Annotated in this window: 15 protein-coding genes; 8 read left to right on the forward strand and 7 right to left on the reverse strand. The window is 67.1% G+C overall.

Annotation, left to right across the window (positions count from 1 at the left end; genetic code table 11):
- Positions 1-15: 15 nt before the first annotated feature.
- Both gnd and zwf read left to right on the forward strand, forming a co-directional pair.
- The gene (gene gnd / locus AB0I53_RS22090; RefSeq protein WP_358605900.1) at positions 16-1011 is read left to right on the forward strand and encodes a phosphogluconate dehydrogenase (NAD(+)-dependent, decarboxylating); all 996 of its coding nucleotides are present in this window, start codon (positions 16-18) and stop codon (positions 1009-1011) included.
- A gap of 33 nt (positions 1012-1044) precedes the next feature.
- Positions 1045-2490 (forward strand): glucose-6-phosphate dehydrogenase, encoded by a 1446-nt coding sequence (gene zwf / locus AB0I53_RS22095; protein WP_358605903.1) that lies wholly within the window; start codon positions 1045-1047, stop codon positions 2488-2490.
- Between the two features lie 17 nt (positions 2491-2507).
- Here zwf and AB0I53_RS22100 read toward each other — a convergent pair whose 3' ends face one another.
- On the reverse strand, positions 2508-4910 hold the full coding sequence (locus AB0I53_RS22100) for a glycosyl hydrolase family 65 protein (protein ID WP_358605906.1): 2403 nt from the start codon (positions 4908-4910) through the stop codon (positions 2508-2510).
- 4 nt (positions 4911-4914) lie between these two features.
- Entirely contained in the window at positions 4915-5664 is a 750-nt protein-coding gene (locus AB0I53_RS22105) for a beta-phosphoglucomutase family hydrolase (protein WP_358605963.1), read from the reverse strand.
- Positions 5665-6148: 484 nt separating this feature from the next.
- On the opposite strand from AB0I53_RS22105, the gene AB0I53_RS22110 reads away from it, so the two are divergent.
- Positions 6149-6427 (forward strand): hypothetical protein, encoded by a 279-nt coding sequence (locus AB0I53_RS22110; protein ID WP_358605909.1) that lies wholly within the window; start codon positions 6149-6151, stop codon positions 6425-6427.
- 39 nt (positions 6428-6466) lie between these two features.
- Here the strand turns inward: AB0I53_RS22110 and AB0I53_RS22115 are convergent, their stop codons facing one another.
- Together AB0I53_RS22115 and AB0I53_RS22120 are read right to left on the reverse strand one after the other, a co-directional pair.
- Complete coding sequence (locus AB0I53_RS22115; protein ID WP_358605911.1) at positions 6467-6595, reverse strand: hypothetical protein; 129 nt, start codon at positions 6593-6595, stop codon at positions 6467-6469.
- Between the two features lie 325 nt (positions 6596-6920).
- Positions 6921-8321: an amino acid permease gene (locus tag AB0I53_RS22120; RefSeq protein ID WP_358605914.1), complete on the reverse strand. Its 1401-nt coding sequence runs from the start codon at positions 8319-8321 to the stop codon at positions 6921-6923.
- Positions 8322-8815: 494 nt separating this feature from the next.
- Here AB0I53_RS22120 and AB0I53_RS22125 point away from each other — a divergent pair, with 494 nt between their 5' ends.
- Both AB0I53_RS22125 and AB0I53_RS22130 read left to right on the forward strand, forming a co-directional pair.
- On the forward strand, positions 8816-8947 hold the full coding sequence (locus AB0I53_RS22125) for a hypothetical protein (RefSeq protein ID WP_358605917.1): 132 nt from the start codon (positions 8816-8818) through the stop codon (positions 8945-8947).
- A 142-nt stretch (positions 8948-9089) separates the two neighbouring features.
- A complete protein-coding gene (locus tag AB0I53_RS22130; protein WP_358605920.1) occupies positions 9090-9587 on the forward strand; it encodes a hypothetical protein in 498 nt (165 codons plus the stop codon).
- Here AB0I53_RS22130 and AB0I53_RS22135 read toward each other — a convergent pair.
- Both AB0I53_RS22135 and AB0I53_RS22140 read right to left on the reverse strand, forming a co-directional pair.
- On the reverse strand, positions 9539-10774 hold the full coding sequence (locus AB0I53_RS22135; protein WP_358605923.1) for an FAD-binding protein: 1236 nt from the start codon (positions 10772-10774) through the stop codon (positions 9539-9541). The genes AB0I53_RS22130 and AB0I53_RS22135 overlap by 49 nt on opposite strands.
- 341 nt (positions 10775-11115) lie before the next feature.
- The gene (locus AB0I53_RS22140) at positions 11116-12156 is read right to left on the reverse strand and encodes an LCP family protein (RefSeq protein WP_358605926.1); all 1041 of its coding nucleotides are present in this window, start codon (positions 12154-12156) and stop codon (positions 11116-11118) included.
- Between the two features lie 627 nt (positions 12157-12783).
- Between AB0I53_RS22140 and AB0I53_RS22145 the strand changes: the two genes are divergently transcribed.
- The 3 genes from AB0I53_RS22145 (at position 12784) to AB0I53_RS22155 (ending at position 16879) form a co-directional block, all read left to right on the forward strand.
- Positions 12784-14637: an acyltransferase family protein gene (locus AB0I53_RS22145; protein WP_358605929.1), complete on the forward strand. Its 1854-nt coding sequence runs from the start codon at positions 12784-12786 to the stop codon at positions 14635-14637.
- A gap of 122 nt (positions 14638-14759) precedes the next feature.
- A complete protein-coding gene (locus AB0I53_RS22150) occupies positions 14760-15434 on the forward strand; it encodes a response regulator transcription factor (RefSeq protein WP_358605932.1) in 675 nt (224 codons plus the stop codon).
- Positions 15435-15451: 17 nt separating this feature from the next.
- On the forward strand, positions 15452-16879 hold the full coding sequence (locus tag AB0I53_RS22155) for a HAMP domain-containing sensor histidine kinase (RefSeq protein ID WP_358605935.1): 1428 nt from the start codon (positions 15452-15454) through the stop codon (positions 16877-16879).
- Between the two features lie 38 nt (positions 16880-16917).
- Here the strand turns inward: AB0I53_RS22155 and AB0I53_RS22160 are convergent, their stop codons facing one another.
- Complete coding sequence (locus AB0I53_RS22160; RefSeq protein WP_358605938.1) at positions 16918-17445, reverse strand: hypothetical protein; 528 nt, start codon at positions 17443-17445, stop codon at positions 16918-16920.
- Positions 17446-17581: the final 136 nt, after the last annotated feature.

Consider the following 17581-nt stretch of genomic DNA (forward strand, 5'->3'; position numbering starts at 1 on the left):
CACAGGGGAGCAGCCATGGCAACCGACACCCCCAGGCAGCTCGGCATGATCGGACTCGGCCGGATGGGCGCGAACCTCGTGCGCCGGCTCATGCGCGACGGCCACCACTGCGTGGTTTATGACGTCAACGAAAAGGCAGTGAGGGAGCTGGAAGATGAGGGCGCCGTCGGCGCCGGATCGCTCGGCGACTTGGTGGCGAAGCTGGAGCGGCCACGGGCCGTTTGGCTCATGCTGCCGGCCGCCGTCGTACAGCCCACCCTCGACCAGCTGACCGAGCTCCTCGACCCGGACGACATGGTCATCGACGGCGGCAACTCCTACTACCGCGACGACATCACCCGTGCGGCTCAGCTTGCTCCTCGCCACATTCATTACCTGGACTGCGGTACGTCGGGCGGTGTCTGGGGCCTGGAACGCGGCTACTGCCTCATGATCGGGGGCGAGACCGAGCCCGTCGCTCGACTCGACCCCATCTTCCGGACCATCGCGCCCGGCGCCGGCGCCGCCGAGCCGACACCGAGCAGGCGGGCCGACGGGACAGCGCCGGACGGCTATCTGCACTGCGGTCCGAGTGGAGCCGGGCACTTCGTGAAGATGGTCCACAATGGAGTCGAGTACGGGATGATGGGCGCGATCGCCGAGGGCCTCAGCATCATCGAGCACGCGGACGCCGGGCGCCGCAAGCACACCGCCGACGCCGAGACCGCCCCGCTGCGGGAACCGGAGTTCTACCAGTACGAGATCGATGTCGGCCAGGTCGCCGAAGTATGGCGCCGCGGCTCGGTCGTGGGCTCCTGGCTCGTCGACCTGACCGCGGACGCACTTGCCCGGTCACCGAGGCTGGAGGAATTCACCGGGCGCGTCTCGGACTCCGGTGAAGGGCGGTGGACCGTGCTGGCGGCCGTCGATGAAGGCGTACCTGCCGCCGTGATCACCACGGCGCTGACCGAGCGGTTTCAGTCTCGAGGCCTCAGCGAGTACGCCGACAAGCTGTTGTCCCATGCGCAGTGAGTTCGGCGGACACGCCGAGAAAAGGAGCCGGTCATGACACGCCCGGACAACCACGTGATCGTGCTCTTCGGCGCCACCGGCGACCTCGCCAAGCGCAAACTGCTCCCCGGACTGTTCCACCTCGCCTGGGCGGGCCTCCTCCCAGACGGCTACCGCATCGTGGGCTCGGGTCGGGCTCACTCCGCGCTGAACGACGATGCGTTCCGCGAACTCGCGCACGATGCGGTCGCCACCTTCGGACGCTGCGAGCCGTCCGGGCCGGTGTGGGAGTCCTTCGCGGACTCGCTGTCCTTCGCCGCATCCGACCCACCGGACGCCGGCCGGCTGCCCGCGGCCGTGCGGGAAGCCGAGGACTCCCTCGGCGGGCAGCCACGCAGACTCTTCCACCTGGCCGTTCCGCCCGCTGCGTTCGGATCCGTCATCGGAATGCTCGGCGACTCGGGCCTGGCGGAGAACTCGAAAGTGATCGTGGAGAAGCCTTTCGGCACGGATCTCGCTTCGGCACGAGCGCTCAACGAAACGATCCACGCCGTTTTCGATGAATCCCAGATCTTCCGCATTGATCACTTCCTCGGCAAGGAGTCGGTGGACAACATCCTCGCCCTCCGCTTCGCCAACGGCATGTTCGAACCCATCTGGAACCGGGACCACATCAGCCATGTGCAGATCGACGTGCCCGAGACGCTCGGCCTCGAAGGCCGCGCCCACTTCTACGAAGGCACCGGAGCTTTCCGGGACATGATCGTCACGCACCTGATCCAGGTGCTGGGCATCGCGGCGATGGAACCGCCCGTCTCGCTGGCTGCCCAGCCGTTGCGCGACGAGAAGGACAAGGTCTTCGAAGCGCTGCGCCCCATCGAACCCGGGCACGCCGTGCGCGGTCAGTACGACGGCTACCGCGACGAATCGGGCGTCGCTCCCGATTCGCAGACCGAGACGTTCACCGCGCTGCGGTTGGAGGTGGACAACTGGCGCTGGGCCGGTGTGCCGTTCTACTTGCGCTCCGGCAAGAAACTCGCACAGCACCGTCAGGTGGTCACCCTCGGCCTGCGCGAGCCGCCTCTGCGGATGTTCCCTATCGATCCCTCCCCGCAGGAGAGGAGCCGAGGCAACCAGATCGTGATCGACTTCGGGGACCCCGGGTGGATCGCCGCCTGCTTCCTGGCGAAAGAGCCCGGACCCACCATGAGACTCGCACCAGAAGCAATGACCTTCCGCTACGCCGACTCCTTCTGCCAGGAACACGGGCTCGAAGGCTACGAGCGATTGATTCTGGACGCCATGCTGGGCGACCAGTCGCTGTTCACCAGGTCGAATGGCATCGAGCGCATCTGGGAAGCGTCGACCCCGTTGCTCGAGAATCCACCGCAGCTACAGCGGTACGCCCCCGGCTCATGGGGGCCCGAACCGGCTGTCAGCGAACTGATCGCGCCGTACCAGTGGTATCTGGAAGACGCCGGCGACACCGTGCGGAGATAGCTTCGGCTTGAAGGTCGCTACTCGGGGGCCGGGCCGATCGGCCGCAACACCTGACCAGGCACCGGAGACGGGCGGCGGTGGGTCGGGGCGCGTCCGGCGGGTTGGCGAGGTGCGGGATTCTGCGGCGGTGGCGGGATCGGGAGGGTGATCGGTTTGCCCTGGGTGAGCGTGATCGGTTCGCCGTGATGCGAGGTCTGCACGGCCTCGCCGCGGCGCAGCTCGTAAGTCGCCTCGTCGCGGTTGATGGTGACGCAGATCCTGCTGTCGTGGAAGCACACGCGAATATCGAGGCGGCTGAGTTCGGTGGGCAGCCGGGGCGCGAAGGTGAGTTCGCCGTCGTGGTCGCGCATGCCGCCGAACCCGGCGACCGCGGCGATCCAGGCGCCGGCCAGCGAGGCGATGTGCAGGCCTTGGTGCACGTTGTGGTGGATGTCGTAGAGATCGGCCAGAGCTGCCTCGGCGAAGTAGTCGTAGGCGAGTTCGAGGTGACCGACCTCGGCGTTGAGCACCGCCTGCACGCCCGCCGACAGCGAGGAGTCCCGCACGGTCAGCGCCTCGTAGTACGCCACGTTCCTGGCCTTCTGCTCGGGGGTGAACGCATCGCCGCGCAGCCACATGGCCAGCACCAGATCCGCCTGCTTGATCACTTGCTTGCGGTAGAGCTCGAAGTAGGGGTAGTGGAGCAGCAGCGGGTAGTGCTCCGAAGGTGTGCTGGCGAAGTCCCAGGGGGCGTGCCAGGTGAATGCCTCGGACTGCGGGTGCACGCCGACCGTTTCGTCGAAGGGCACCACCATCCGGTCTGCCGCGTCCCGCCAGTAGGCGGTCTCCTCCTCGTCGACGCCGAATTGTCCTGCCAGATCGGGGTTTTGCTCGCAGCGGTTCGCGGCCTCGCGCAGGTTTCGCTGGGCCATGAGGTTGGTGTATGTGTTGTTGTCGACGATCGCGGTGTACTCGTCGGGGCCCGTGACGCCGTCGATGCGGAATCGGCCGTGCGCGTCGTGGTGGCCCAGCGACGTCCACAGTCGCGCGGTGTCCACGAGGAGCTCCAGCCCGCACTCGGCCTCGAAGTTCTTGTCGTCGGTGGCAGCGAGGTAGCGGGCGGTGGCGTCGGCGACGTCGGCGTTGATGTGGAACGCCGCGGTGCCGGCCGGCCAGTAGCCGGAGCATTCGTCGCCGTTGATGGTCCGCCACGCGAACGCCGCCCCGGCCTGGCCGAGCTGCGCCGCCCGGGTGCGCGCCTTGTCCAATGTGGAGTGCCGCCACCGCAGCGCCTCCCTGGCCGCGTCCGGGACGGTGTAGGTCAGCACGGGGAGGACGAAGGTTTCGGAGTCCCAGAAGGCATGCCCGTCGTAGCCCGGGCCGGTGAGGCCTTTGGCGGGGATCGCTCGGCTCTCCCCGCGGGCACCGGCCTGGAGCACGTGGAACAGTGCGAACCGGACCGCCTGCTGCAGCTCGGCGTCACCGTCGATCTCAACGTCCGCGGCATCCCAGAAGTCGTCCAGGTAGGCGCGCTGCTCGTCGAGCAGGCCCTGCCAGCCGCTCTGCCGGGCACCGGCCAGTGCCGCCTCCACCTGCGCCCGCAGGGCCTGCGGGGACCGCTGGCTGGACCATCCGTACGCGACGTACTTGGTCAGCGCCAGCTTCCGCCCTTGGGGCACCTCGGCAGCCAGGGTCAGCCGGGCCAGGTCGCCTTCGGTCCAGTTCTCCGTCGACACCGCTGCGGGCGCGTCCACCTCGTGGTCCATCGCCGCGGCCATGCGCAGGCCGGACCTGCGGGTGTGGTGGCCCAGCACGGCGCGGCTGCCCTCGCCCATGGCGAAGTCCGTGACCAGGGCGCCCTCCAGGACGGCGGCCACCCGCGGGTCGTCGGATTCGTGCTCGATCGGCTCGTTGGCCAGCAGCTCGGACTGCACCACGAGTTGTGCCTGCCCGTCCAGCGGTTCGACCTCGTAGTGGATCGCGGCGATGGCGCGCTGCGTGAACGACACCAGCCGCTCCGAGGTGATCCGCACGTGCCGGCCGGTCGGCGAGATCCACTCGGTGGTCCGACGCAGCGTGCCGGAGCGGAAGTCGAGCACCCGCTCGTGGTGCGGGGCCGAGCCGTAGCGCATGTCCACCGGTTCGTCCTCGACCAGCAACCGGATGATCTTGCCGTCCGTCACGTTGACCACCGTCTGCCCGTCTTCCGGGTAGCCGTACCCGGCCTCGGCGTACGGCAGTGGCCGCTGTTCGTAGAAGCCGTTGAGATAGGTGCCGGGCAGGCCGCGAGGTTCGCCCTCCTCGAGCGAACCTCGGAATCCGATGTGGCCGTTGGACAGCGCGAAGGTGGACTCGGTCCGGCGCAGGGCGTCCACGTTCAGCCACCGCCACCGCAGCTCCCACGGGGCCACCTCGTAACCGGGTTGCGGACGGGTCGCCACTGCGTCACCCCCAACGGGTCGTCGGTTTCGCGGCGAGGATGTCGGCCAGGTCCGACACCACGATGTCCGCGCCGTGCGCCCGCAACTCGTCCGCCTGGTGGGTGCGGTCCACGCCGACCACCCAGCCGAACCCACCGGTCCGGCCGGCCTGCACGCCGGCGAGAGCGTCCTCGAACACCGCCGCCGCGGCCGGTTCGACGCCGAGCGCCCGGGCACCGGCCAGGAAGGAGTCCGGCTCCGGCTTACCGCGCAGGTTTTCCCTGCTGATCACCAGGCCGTCGATCCGCGCCTGCACGAACTGGCTCAGACCCGCGGCGTCGAGCACCGAGGCGCCGTTCTCCGAGGAGGTGACCACGCCGACGGCGAGTCCGGCGTCCCGCACCGCCTCCAGATAGCGCACCGATCCCGGATACGGGTGCACCCCGTGTTCCTGGATGATGGCGAGCAGGACCTCGTTCTTCCGGTTGCCCACCCCGTGGACGGTGTCCGCGGCCGGCGGGTCGTCGCGACTGCCCTCGGGCAGGGCGATGCCGCGGGATGAGAGGAATTGGCGCACGCCGTCCGCCCTCGGCCGACCGTCCACGTACTCGAGGTAGTCGTCCTCGGTGAACGGCGAGAAGCGCTCGCCCTCCCGCTCCCGCAGGAACGCGTCGAAGGTCTGCTTCCAAGCCGCCATGTGCTGTGCGGCGGTACTGGTCAGCACACCGTCGAGGTCGAACAAGCACGCGATTATCCCGTCAGGAGCCACCCACACCTGCGTGCTGCTCCCGCGATCTGACTCTCCCATGCTCGCCAGCCTTTGCCCGTATAGATGGCACCGATGCCGCCAACGCTCCAGGGACAGCGGCCGACAGCCCAGAGCACTACGTCCCTGCTCGCCCACCGAGTGGCCGTACCCAACGCGGGTCGGTATTGCGGGAACGACGCTTCCACGGTCGCAGCCAAAGCTCAGGAACAGGCCGCTGACGCCATGGCCGGCATGCCGTTGGTGGCGGGGCACCAACCTGGGGCTTTGGTCCTCATCAAGCGCGACCGGGTGTACAGGTAGCCGACTAGTTGCCCTTGTTCTCAAAGCGCATCCGCATTTGCTCTGGTGCCTAGGAGGACTGCTTCTCGGTGCGGATCATCCTCTGGAGACTGGTCCGGGCGGCGGCGAGGTCTGTCTGAAGCACCGGGCGGGCGTTGCGGTCGCAGAGAACGTGGTCTGACCGGAAACTGGTCGGCAGGGTCCAGCCTCGGTGAGCGGGAAGGCCCGGCAGCAGGAGCTTCGGAAGAAGGCGAATCAAGTGAACCATCAGGAACCGAGTTTCGAACACGACATCCGTCCCCTGTTTCGGTCAAAGGACATCGAGGCGATGTCGGGGCTGTTCGACCTTTCTTCCTACCAGGACGTGCGCTCCAACGTCGATAAAATCTATGAAAAGCTCTCGAACGGCAGTATGCCCTGCGACGAAGCCTGGCCTGCCGAACGGGTGCAGCTATTCGAGAGCTGGATCAACGCAGGCCATCTGCGCTGAAATCCGCCGGTGCGCTTGCCGGAATGTCATTCATCGAGGTCAGGCTGCGTGGTGGTACTCGTTGAGGATGCCACCCAGGCGCTCGCGGATGAGGTTATCGGCAAGGGCAGCGCTGCCGCCGCGGTTCCGGCCGTAGAGGTAGTCGGGGACGCGCGCGGGGTGGGGCATGGCAGGAATCGTCGACCGGGCTGCACTACCGGTTCCTGACCTGGGACTGAGTCGCTGCTCGATGCTCGGCCGCCAACACCTCGGTCCCACGGGCGACGTCGTCGCGCGGTTGTCCGCGTTGTTGCAGCGGCGCTTGCGCCATTCGCGGAAGCGGATCCGCCGCTGGCGCATCGGCCCTGTCATCTGCTCGCGTTGATGTCTTCGTCCATCCACTGTGGATATCCGGCCAGGTGGTGCTGGGTGCAGTCGTAGACATGTAGGGGGGCTGTCGCTGGTGCGTGCGCTGGGACGGGGGGCCAGCGCACGCGCCAGTCGCGATTTGCTGTTAGGGCTGGGTTTGCTCGGCGGGAGCGTTCGTCTGGGTGTCCGGTCGGCGGTTGCGTACCGCGAGGTAGCCGATGGTGCCTGCGGTGGCTAGGACTGGTGTGAGGTACAGGGCGATCCGGGTGTCGGGGTCGAACGCCAGTAGTGCCACGACGAGTGCGAGGAAGGCGAGTACGAGGTAGTTGGAGTAGGGGGCGAAGGGCATCCGGAACTTTCCTGCCGGGATCGTGCCGGCGGCTACTTTCCGGCGGAACGCGAGGTGGGCGATGATGATCATGCCCCAGGTGAAGATGGCGCCGACGGTGCTCGCGCTGGTGATGTAGGTGAAGGCTTCCTCGGGGGCCAGGTAGTTGATCAGGACGCCGAGCAGCATCGCGACGAATGTGACCGCGATGGCGCGGGATGGTACGGCGCGGGCGTTGAGGCGGCCGGTGCTTCGCGGTGCCTGCCCGTCCTGGGACAGGGTGCGCAGCATTCGCCCGGTGGAGTAGATGCCGCTGTTGCAGGACGACAGTGCCGCGGTGGTCACCACGAAGTTCACCACGCCGGCCGCGGCCGGGATGCCGATCAGGCTGAAGGCGTGGACGAATGGACTGCCGCTGGCCGGGAACCGGTCCCACGGCACCAGCACGGTCAGCGCGGTGAGAGCTCCGACGTAGAAGATCAGGATTCGCCACATGACCGAGTTGATCGCGCGCGGCAGCACCTTCTGCGGGTTCGTGCTCTCGCTCGCGGTCTGGCCGACCATCTCGACGCCGACGAAGGCGAACATGACGATCTGGAACGACAGCAGCGCGGCGGTCGGGCCGTTGGGGAAGAGCCCGCCGTGCGACCAGATGTTGCTCACCGCCGCCGTGTCGCCGAGGTTGCTGAACCCGAACACCAGGATCAGCGCGGCCAGCACGATCAGTCCGATGATGGCCAGCACCTTGATGAGGGCGAACCAGAATTCGAACTCGCCGAAGAGCTTCACCGCGATCAGGTTCACCCCGGTGAGGACGAACAACGCGATGAGCGCCGGGATCCATTGTGGAACGTGGGGGAACCAGAACTGGAAGTACTTGCCGACGGCGGTGATCTCCGCCATGCCGGTCACGATCCACACCAGCCAGTATCCCCAGCCGGTGGCGAACTTCGCCCAGGGTCCGACGAACTCCCCGGCGTACTCCGCGAAGGAGCCGCTGACCGGCCGGTACATCAGCAGTTCGCCGAGTGCCCGCATCACGAAGAAGATCATCAGGCCGGCGATCGCGTAGATGGCGATGAGGCCGGGGCCGACCTGGTGCAGGGCTTTGCCCGAGCCCAGGAACAATCCGACCCCGATCGCGCCGCCGAGGGCGATCATGTTGATGTGCCGGCTGCTCAGTGTTCGGCGGTATTCCTCGGTGGGTGCCTGACTCATCTGGGAAAGCTCCGTTCGTGCGGCAGTACTGCCGCCAGGTCGGTTCCAGGCATGTGTCGCAAACGTCGCATGTTCTTTCGGCCACGTGCGTGTTGCAGACCACCATGAGCCACCGGTCTCGGGGTGTCATTGTTCCGCCGACACTGTTTGGGCGGAGTTGCTTGTGTCCGCGCCCCTCCTCCGCACAACGCGCCACACGCGGGCCGACTACCCCAAAGGGCACAGCTGATCTACGAGGTGTTCGATCGCCGGCGGGGCGCTCCGGGGCGGTGAGGCGCCGGTTCGATCGCGGCTCGCCGAGCGTGAACGCCGAGATGCCCGATGACAGGCGGTCCCGGCCGCCGGCAGTCGGTGATCATGCGCTGCACTGTGATGCCCGCTTCGGCGAGAACTACTAGTGCCGAGTTTCGATGGCTGATCCGAGAGATAGACGTGACTTGTGGGGACGGAGAGGGAGATGTGAACTGTGGATCCGAGCGAGAAGAGTCGAGATCATGCTGATGCGGGAAGCGCTCGCTGCCAGCAACAGTCCGCGCGCGACGTTCCTCAAGTTCGTCGATGAGATCACCGATGAGGAGGCCGCGATGCTGCGGGAACTGCTCGCCGAGGCACCGGAGGACCGATGACACCGCTGCTCATCGGGCTGGTCGCCTACATCGCAGCGTTGGCTGCATGGGACCCCGTCTGATGCGAGCTTGTCGACGTTGGCAATCCGCAGCGCCCCGGCTCGGGCTCATCCTCTGGACCACCCTGGCCACCTCATGGGTCGTGTCGGTGATCAGCGCCGGTCTCGCTGCGATGGCACCCAGGGTGGCAGTGCACTCGGCATGCTGGCGGATCATCGCTGCGCTCACCCTGCCGGCGCTTGCACTCGTCGCAGCGGCAGCTGTGCTCGTCCCCTGCGCCACCGCTGACACGCCTGCGAAGAACGCGGTGCGCTCCTGTTGCATCACGGTGGTCGGGCGGCCACCGCAGTGGCGGCCCGACCACCCCAGGACACCGAGCATTCGTCCGGTCGAGTGGATGCGGTTGTTGCGGGAGGACAGCGTCCATTCTTCCGATGGCACGAGCCGGGGGACCAACTGCGTTCATCCGACCTCGATCGCGCAGAGCTGGATGGTTGGCTGCGCTGAGTCCAACTCGCCTGAAAATCAGGCATCCTTCTTGGTTGTCGGTTTGGTGTCGGCGACAAAGGAGGATGGCCGCCTCGAACAGCGCTATGCGGCCACCGATTTCGGGAATGCGAGCACCTGGTCGGGGTCGTAGGTCGCCGCGATGGAGCGGAGCCGGGGCAGACGGGTTCCGTAGTAGTCGTCGGTCGGTCGCACCGGGTCGATGTAGTTCACGTATGCGCCGGTGCCCAGGACGTCGCTGAGCTGGTCGCGGACCTGCCCCACTCGCGAGGTTGCCGGTTCGCTCTGTCCGGGTTTCGTGCCTGCGTAGATCTGGGCGGTAGCCAGCGCGTCCCGGTGTGGGAACGCGGTTTTGTCCGAAGCGATTTCGGACACCGCCCCGCCGAGCCCGTCGAAGATCACGTCGAGACCTGCTGGGGAGGCGAGGGGGCGTTCCACGCTCGCGGGGTCGGCACGGTGCCGCAGGATGAGCGAGGAAGCGGCGAAAGCCTGCTTGGCACTGCTGCCTGCGAAGAACTGCATGGCGCCCAGGAAGTCCTTGGGCAGGACCGCGCGCGCGGCGGATCGGACTCCGGCGCGGCGTTCCAGGTCGTCGAGGAGCGGGTCGAGCTGTTCTGGCCGGCCGACGAAGCATCCGGCCGATCGCGCCGTCGGCGGCGTCCCCGCCGAGATTATGCAGTTGGCCCACAACTCGCGGGGCGAGCTGGGAAGCCAGTCCTGCCACGCACCGAAGACGGCGGCGGCTGACCCGGCGGGGAATCGCAACGAGAACACCGTTAGCTCCGGGGCGGGTGCGGTGATCAGCTGCAGCGAGGTCACGATGCCGAAGTTGCCGCCTCCTCCGCCGCGCAACGCCCAGAACAGTTCGGGTTCGGAGTCGGCGGAGGCCGTGACCATGCGTCCGTCGCCGGTCACGACCTGCGCCGACACCAACTGGTCGCAGGTCAATCCGTACTGGCGGGTCAGCGGTCCGATACCACCGCCCAGGGTGAGCCCGCCGATGCCCACCGACGGGCATGAACCCGCGGGCAGGCACCGCCCCGCCCGCGCCAGTGCGGCATAGACATCTCCGAGCCGCGCTCCCGGGCCGATCGATGCGGTGCCGTCCGTATGGACCTCGACCCCGTTCAGGCCGTCGAGGGCGACGACCAGGCCGTCCTGCGGGGTCGAGTACGCCGCGTAGCTGTGTCCGCCGCTGCGGGCTGCGACCGGCATCCGTGTGGTCTGCGCGAACTCCAGGCATGCTCGCACCTCCTCCGGCGTGCGTACGTGCGCGAGGGCGGCCGGCCTGCGATCGTCGTAGAGGAGATTGAATGGCATCCGGTCCGCCTCGTAGCGCGCATCCGGAGGTTGCACCAGCCGATCTCCGAGGAGCGTTGAAAGGGCCCGCCAGTTGGGCCGGGCGGGAGCGGGATCGGCGTGCGCCGGGCCGATTCTCGGTTGGAAGGCGGCAGCGGCAGCTGTTGCAAGAACCCCTAGCATCGTGCGCCGTCCGACGGTGTTGACCACGCTATGTCCCCTGACTTCGTTCTTCGGTTCTTCCTATTTGGACGTTGGAGCAGTGGAGCGGTTGGCCCGGCATGTGGTGATACCGGCCACAGCAAATTCCTGCTCTGGCCCGCTCTCGCCTGAGCAGGGCCATCGAGGGCCGGACGTCGTCCCTAGCCGGGTCCGTCCAGCACCGTGATGGGTTGGTCGGTGCGGAGCAGGAGCCACAGTTGGTCCGCTTTGGGCTGTGCGGGGACCAGGCGGTTGGGGTCGGTCGAGCTGGTGGCGTGCGGCATGGTCAGAAAAGTGACCTCCTGCGCGGACAGGTCGTGCAGACGTGTTCCGAGGTCCAGAATATCGTCCAATGAGGACAGTCCGCTGTCGATCGTGACGGCGGAGCCTGCGGTACGCAGGATTCGTTGAAGCTGCACGGGATCGAACAGCAGTTGTTCGGCATCCAGCTTGTGCCAGAGCGCGGTGAGGAACTGGTGTTGCAGGCCGATCCTGGCGAGGTCGCTACCGTCGCCGACACCGTGCCTGGTGCGGTTGAAGGCCAATGCCTGCTCGCCGTTGAGCAGATGGCTGCCGGCGGGGAGGTGAAGGCCGCTGTACGGATCGTCGATCGGTTCCGGCAGCGTGACCTCGATGCCACCGATCGCGTCGACGAGCTTGGCGAATCCGACGAAGTCGACCTGGACGACGTGGTCGATCCGCAGGTCGGTGAGCTTCTCGACGGTCGTCACCACGCAGGTCACACCGCCGACCCCGAGCGCCATGTTGACCGGAGCCTGCCTGGCCGCCGGCGTCCATCGCCCATCGCGCAACGGACACGACGGCCGGGGTGCCAGGGTGTCGCGGGGGATTGAGACGACGGTGGCGCTTCGGCGGTCGGCGGAGAGGTGGACCACCAGCATCGTGTCCGACCTCGCCCCGGTGATCTGTTGGTCGCCGGCCGCATCGTAGGCGGCGTTGTCGCCGGACCGGGTGTCCGAACCGATCAGCAGGATGTTCAGCGGTGTTCGGCCCGTGCTGTCGGGCGCCGCGCTCGGGCGGCCGTCCCCCAGCGCTTCGAAGACGTCCACGGACTTGTACGGCATGTGGGAGGACAGCAGGCCGTAGGAGGCGGCACCGATCGCCCCGGCGCAGACGAGCGCGATGGTGATGCGGCGAGCCCGTCGCCGGGTGGTCCGGGGTGGTGGCGATGCGGCTGGCATGGCATCAAGTTTGGCGGGACGATGTCATGCGCATGCGCGGGAAATGTCTTGGATCTGTAACAGGTCCGGGGCCGGGTGGTTCCACGGCGTGGCGCATCGCTTGCTTCGACGGCGATGGTTACCAGAAATCACAGCCCCAGCAGCAATCTGTGACACGACCATGACATCGCCATTGAACGATGCGCACATCCCTTGCGCACCATGAAGGACAGACGTGCAGGACATCCATGCAGGGTTCGCATCTGTCCACAGTCGAGAGCTCGCGGGACTGATGCCTGAGCGGTTCCTCTGACAACAGGGAAACCGCGCCGGACATCCGTCGGTGCGGGTTCCAGTGCCTTTCGAATGGCCTTCTCGTACATGGCTGCCAATTCGACGTGCGGGCTTGGTTGTGCCCGTGCCACCGGTTTAGCTGCGACCACCGCTGTAGCAAGGGGTAATTAGATGAACATGAGGCGTCGCATGACGCCGCAGCACGGTATCGGAGAAGCCGCTCCTACGGCAGCAACGCCAAGGGGCACCGCCGACACGGCCCCGATGAGACCGGTACCGCTGGGGACGGCTGACACAATTCCACTTCGCATGCCGCCGCTTGGTCGCGAACTTGCTGCAGACCAGACAGCGCGGATGCAGCGGATACCGGCGGAGAACCGAACCGGCGACGCGAAACGGCGATACGCAAGTGGACTCGACGGCCTGCGGGCGATCGCGGTCCTGATGGTGCTGGTCTACCACGGGAACGAGGAGTGGTTGCCGGGCGGATTCCTCGGCGTGGACGTGTTCTTCGTCATCAGCGGATATCTGATCACGGATCAGCTGTGCGCCAAGTGGCAGCAGAAGGGCGGTCTGGATCTGACGACTTTCTGGGTACGGCGGGTCCGTCGGCTCGTTCCGGCGGTGCTGGTGGTCCTGGCAGTCGCCACGGCGGCAGCAACGATCGTGAAACCCAGTCTGCTGTCTGGTATCGGCGGCGAGTTGCTGGCTGCGGTGACGTTCACCAGCAACTGGTGGGGCGTCGTCAGCGGGGCGTCGTACTTCTCCCAGTTCGGGGATCAGTCGCTGCTCCTGCACCTGTGGTCGCTCGCAGTGGAGGAACAGTTCTACCTGGTCTGGCCGCTGGTTCTGCTCGTGGTGCTGCGCCTGGTGCGCCGCCGGAGTGCACGCGCCTGCATTGCGTTCGCCATGGCCTGCGCTTCCGCAATCGCGATGATCGTGCTGCACGATCCGGGAGCTGACGCGTCGCGCGTTTACTACGGCACCGACACGCATGCGTTCGGTCTTCTGCTGGGGGCTACGTTGGCGATCGCGATGCCATCGGAGTGGTTGGCGGGGCTGAAGCGTGTTGGCGCCGGCGTCCTCAGCGTGCTCGGCTTGGCCGGAGCAGTGGCGCTCGCCTTCATGGCTGTACTGCTGAGCGGGTCGAGCGAGTTCCTGTATTCCGGCGGATTCGGACTGGTCGCCGTCGTCACCGGTGTGGTGGTGGCGGCGGCGATCCCGGCGGCTGGTTGGTTCGGTCGCCTGCTCAGCTGGCGACCTCTCCGGTGGCTCGGTTTGCGCTCCTACGGGATCTATCTCTGGCACATGCCCGTGGTCGTGCTGTTCTCGGCCAGCGGTCTCGCTGTTTCCGATGCTCTGTTCGTGGGTCTGGTCACGGCTGTTTCCCTCGCGGCTGCGGCGGTTTCCTACCGCTTGGTCGAGCAACAGTTCCGCCGCAACGGTATCCGCGTGACGATCCGTCGACTGGCCGCTCCATCGCGCACGGGCGATACCAGGACAGGGCCAGCCGTCCTCACCGGTAGCGTGGTGGTGCTGCTCCTGCTCGCAGTCACGGGCGTGGTGCTCGCGCCGCCGAAGAACGACCTCCAGTCCCAGATCGCGGCGGGCGAGGATGCGGCCGAGACCACTCCGCTGAATCCGTCACCCCCACCCCCGGTCGTTCCGTCGACGGAGGTGCCTGCCATCCAAGGAACTCAGGTACCCGCCATCGAAGAACGGCGTGTGCCGGGTACCGGGGTGACCGCTTTCGGCGACTCCGTCATGGCGGCAGCCGGCACCGCACTGCGGGAAAGGCTGCCGGGCGCGAACTTGGACGTGAAGATCGGCCGCCAGATGTGGGACCTTCCGGAGCTGATCGGATCCGAACGCGACAGCGGCAGGCTGGGCTCGGTGGTCGTCGTCGGATTGGGCACCAACGGAGACTTCAACACGAGCACCCTGGAACGCGTGATCTGGGAAGCCGGACCGCAGCGCGAGGTGGTGTTGATCAACATCAGCGTCCCCGAGGACTGGCAGGACCGGGTCAACGCGAAATTGGCGGACGCCGAGGCCAGGTGGCCGAACGTCACCGTGGTCGACTGGCGCACCGCGGCGCAGAACCACCCGGATGCCTTCTGGGACGATGACACGCACCCACGAAACCCGAGCGGCACCGGCCTCTACGTTGACCTGGTAGTCAAGGCGCTCCCACCCCAGGTCAAATGACCCCGTCACCGATTTGTCACGAATTGTGCACGGCGTTGTGGGGCGGCCATCGGGACGTCCTAGCTGTGCGATGAGGGGTGGTCGGCATGTTCGAACCAAAAGGTGAAGCCGATACTGTGCGGGTGTCACATGTGTTGTTGATCGAGGACGATCCCGCGGTGCGGGAGGGTCTGCAGCTGGGCCTGAGCCAACAGGCGCACGTGGTGCGGACCGCATCGACGGGGGAGGAGGGGCTCACCGCTTTCCGGTCGCAGCCGCCGGACATCGTGGTGCTCGATCTGATGCTGCCGGGGATGGACGGCTTCGAGGTGTGCCGCCGCATCCGCGGCTCAGGTGAGGTCCCGATCATCATGCTGACCGCGCGAAGTGACGATCTGGACGTCGTCAGCGGTCTGGAGGCGGGCGCCGACGACTACGTGGTCAAGCCCGTCCAGCCCCGAGTTCTCGACGCCCGGATCAGGGCTGTGTTGCGTCGCGGTGCATCACCGCAGCTATCGGCCCAGACCCATGGGGACCTGGTGATCGATCGAGGTTCACTGGTCGTGACCAAGGTCGGCAGCCGGGTGGCGCTGGCGCCGACGGAGCTGCGGCTGCTGCTCACCTTGTCCGCGACACCCGGCCAGGTGTTCAGCCGGCAGCAGCTGCTGCAGGCGGTGTGGGAACACGAGTACCTCGGGGATTCCCGGATCGTCGACGCCTGCGTGCAGCGGTTGCGTTCCAAGATCGAGGACAACCCGGCGAGCCCCGCCTACGTGCAGACCGTGTGGGGCTTCGGCTACCGCTTCGGACCGGTTTGATCAGTGAAAGAGGTCCGGTGAGGTCTCCCCGATTCCTGAGCGGGCTGCGGGTTCGGCTGATATTCGGTTTCCTGCTGGTGTCGATGGCGGCCGTGGCCGCGGCCACCGTGGCCGGTTATGCGACGGCACGTTCGTCCCTGCTGGCTGCGGACCAGAACTCGGCAGTCGCCGAGGTACGCCAGCGCGTGACCGCACTCGCTCCGGACCTGACGTACCCCCCGGACCAGTCATCGCTGGACGCACTCGCCGCGCAGCTTCCCCCCGTCGCCACCGTCGTCTACCACGATCTGCGTTCTCCGGAAACGCCGCTCGACCCGGTGATCTCTGCTGAACTGCAGGCGGCTGTGCGTGCCCATTCGCGGGTCGAGGCGCAGCAAGTCGGCACCTCCGAAGGGCCCGCGCTGGTAATCGGGATGCCGGTGCTGACCAGGCAGTTGAGCGGCACGAGCGTGCCTTCAGGTTTGGAGGTGTACGTCGTTCACGACCTGTCGGCCATCCAGCAGCAGATCAACGCGCAGGCCCGCATGGCGTGGCTGACGGGGGTGCTCGCGGTGCCGCTGGCCGTGCTGGTCGCGCTGCTGTCCGCCAGGGGTGTGCTGCGACCAGTGCGCGAGCTCCGCCGAGCAACGGTCCGGCTTTCCGACGGAGACCTCACCGCGCGGCTCCAGGTCCGCGGTAATGACGAGCTGGCCGAGCTCGCGAGCACCTTCAACAACAGCGCTGCGGAGCTGGAACGCATCGTTGCGGAACTCCGGCGCATGGAAGCCGACTCCCGCCGATTCGTCGCCGACGTCTCCCACGAACTGCGCACTCCGCTGAGCGCGATGATCGCGGTGACCGACATCCTTGAAGGGGAGGCTGCTCGCATGTCGGACAACGCAGCCAGATCGGCCCGGCTTCTCGTGCGGGAAACTCGCCGGCTGACCCGTCTGGTCGAAGACCTGATCGAGGTTTCGCGGTTCGACGCGGGATCAGCCCAGCTGGTGCGGGAGGACGTCGATGTCGGCGAAGCGGTGAGGGCAACGCTCGACGCCCGGCGATGGATCGACGCCGTGCAACTGGAGCTGCCGGACGGGCTGGGCGCCAGGCTGGACCGGCGCCGGCTGGACGTCATCACCGCGAATCTGGTGGGTAACGCCCTGCGCCACGGTCGACGGCCGGTTTCCGTGGTGCTCCGGGATACCGAGAACTGGATCGAGCTGGAGGTCACCGACGACGGGCCTGGGCTGAGTCCTGAAGTGCTGCCGCACGTGTTCGGCCGGTTCTACAAGGCGGACGCGGTGCGGACCCGTTCGGAGAGCAGCGGGCTCGGGCTCGCGATCGCCCAGGCCAACGCCCGGCTGCACGGCGGTGACATCCAAGCCGGCAACTGGCCGGAAGGAGGGGCCCGGTTCGTGCTTCGATTGCCTCGCCACAACGACGCAAGCGGACCAATCGAGCTTTGATTCGCAGCCGCGCGGTGCGGTATCCGTGAGCAGTGGCTTCAGCTCATCACTGGGCAGGTGCGGCCGGCGATCCGGTCCCCGATTCCCTTGTGCAGCAGGATGTCGACGGTTTTTCCTCGCGTCGTTCCGCCGCGCGCCGAGTCGACCGCGAGGGCGGTGCACACGACCTGGTCGACGGCCAGCGGTGACAGGTGGTAGGACGGGAGAACCACGGTGATCACACGATCGGTCGCGACGACGTTCACGTCCACCAGTGCCGCGCCGAGCGTGGGCACCTCGGTACGAAGCCCTTTGTTCTCCTCGAAACCGCTGAGTCCTGCCCCGAGCATCAGGTACTGCACCGCGCCACGCACGTCACCGAGCTTGCCGAATGGCACGTCCCAAACCAGGCCGCCCGTCGGCACGATCACCGGGCGCAGGGTGTTGCCTTCCATGTAGTACAGGGTCGGGCCAACCGCGATGCCGGTCGGAGGATCCCCGGCGTCGCTCACCTCGTTCGTCGCCGCGCCACCACATCCGGCGACCAGTGAGATCCCCGCCAGCACCGTCGCGAGTCGCCACCACAACGAGGCAGATCTTGGGCTTGAACAGTGCACGCCGCGATTGTCGCATGCCGTCCGAAACCGGAGAAGGCGGTGGTTGGAGGTCGAACGCGATGAACGGCTGTCTCGCCAACGCCAGGCCGAAGCGTCGTTGCCGCGA

This window comes from Saccharopolyspora sp. NPDC050389 (genome assembly GCF_040655595.1).
Lineage (GTDB): Bacteria > Actinomycetota > Actinomycetes > Mycobacteriales > Pseudonocardiaceae > Saccharopolyspora.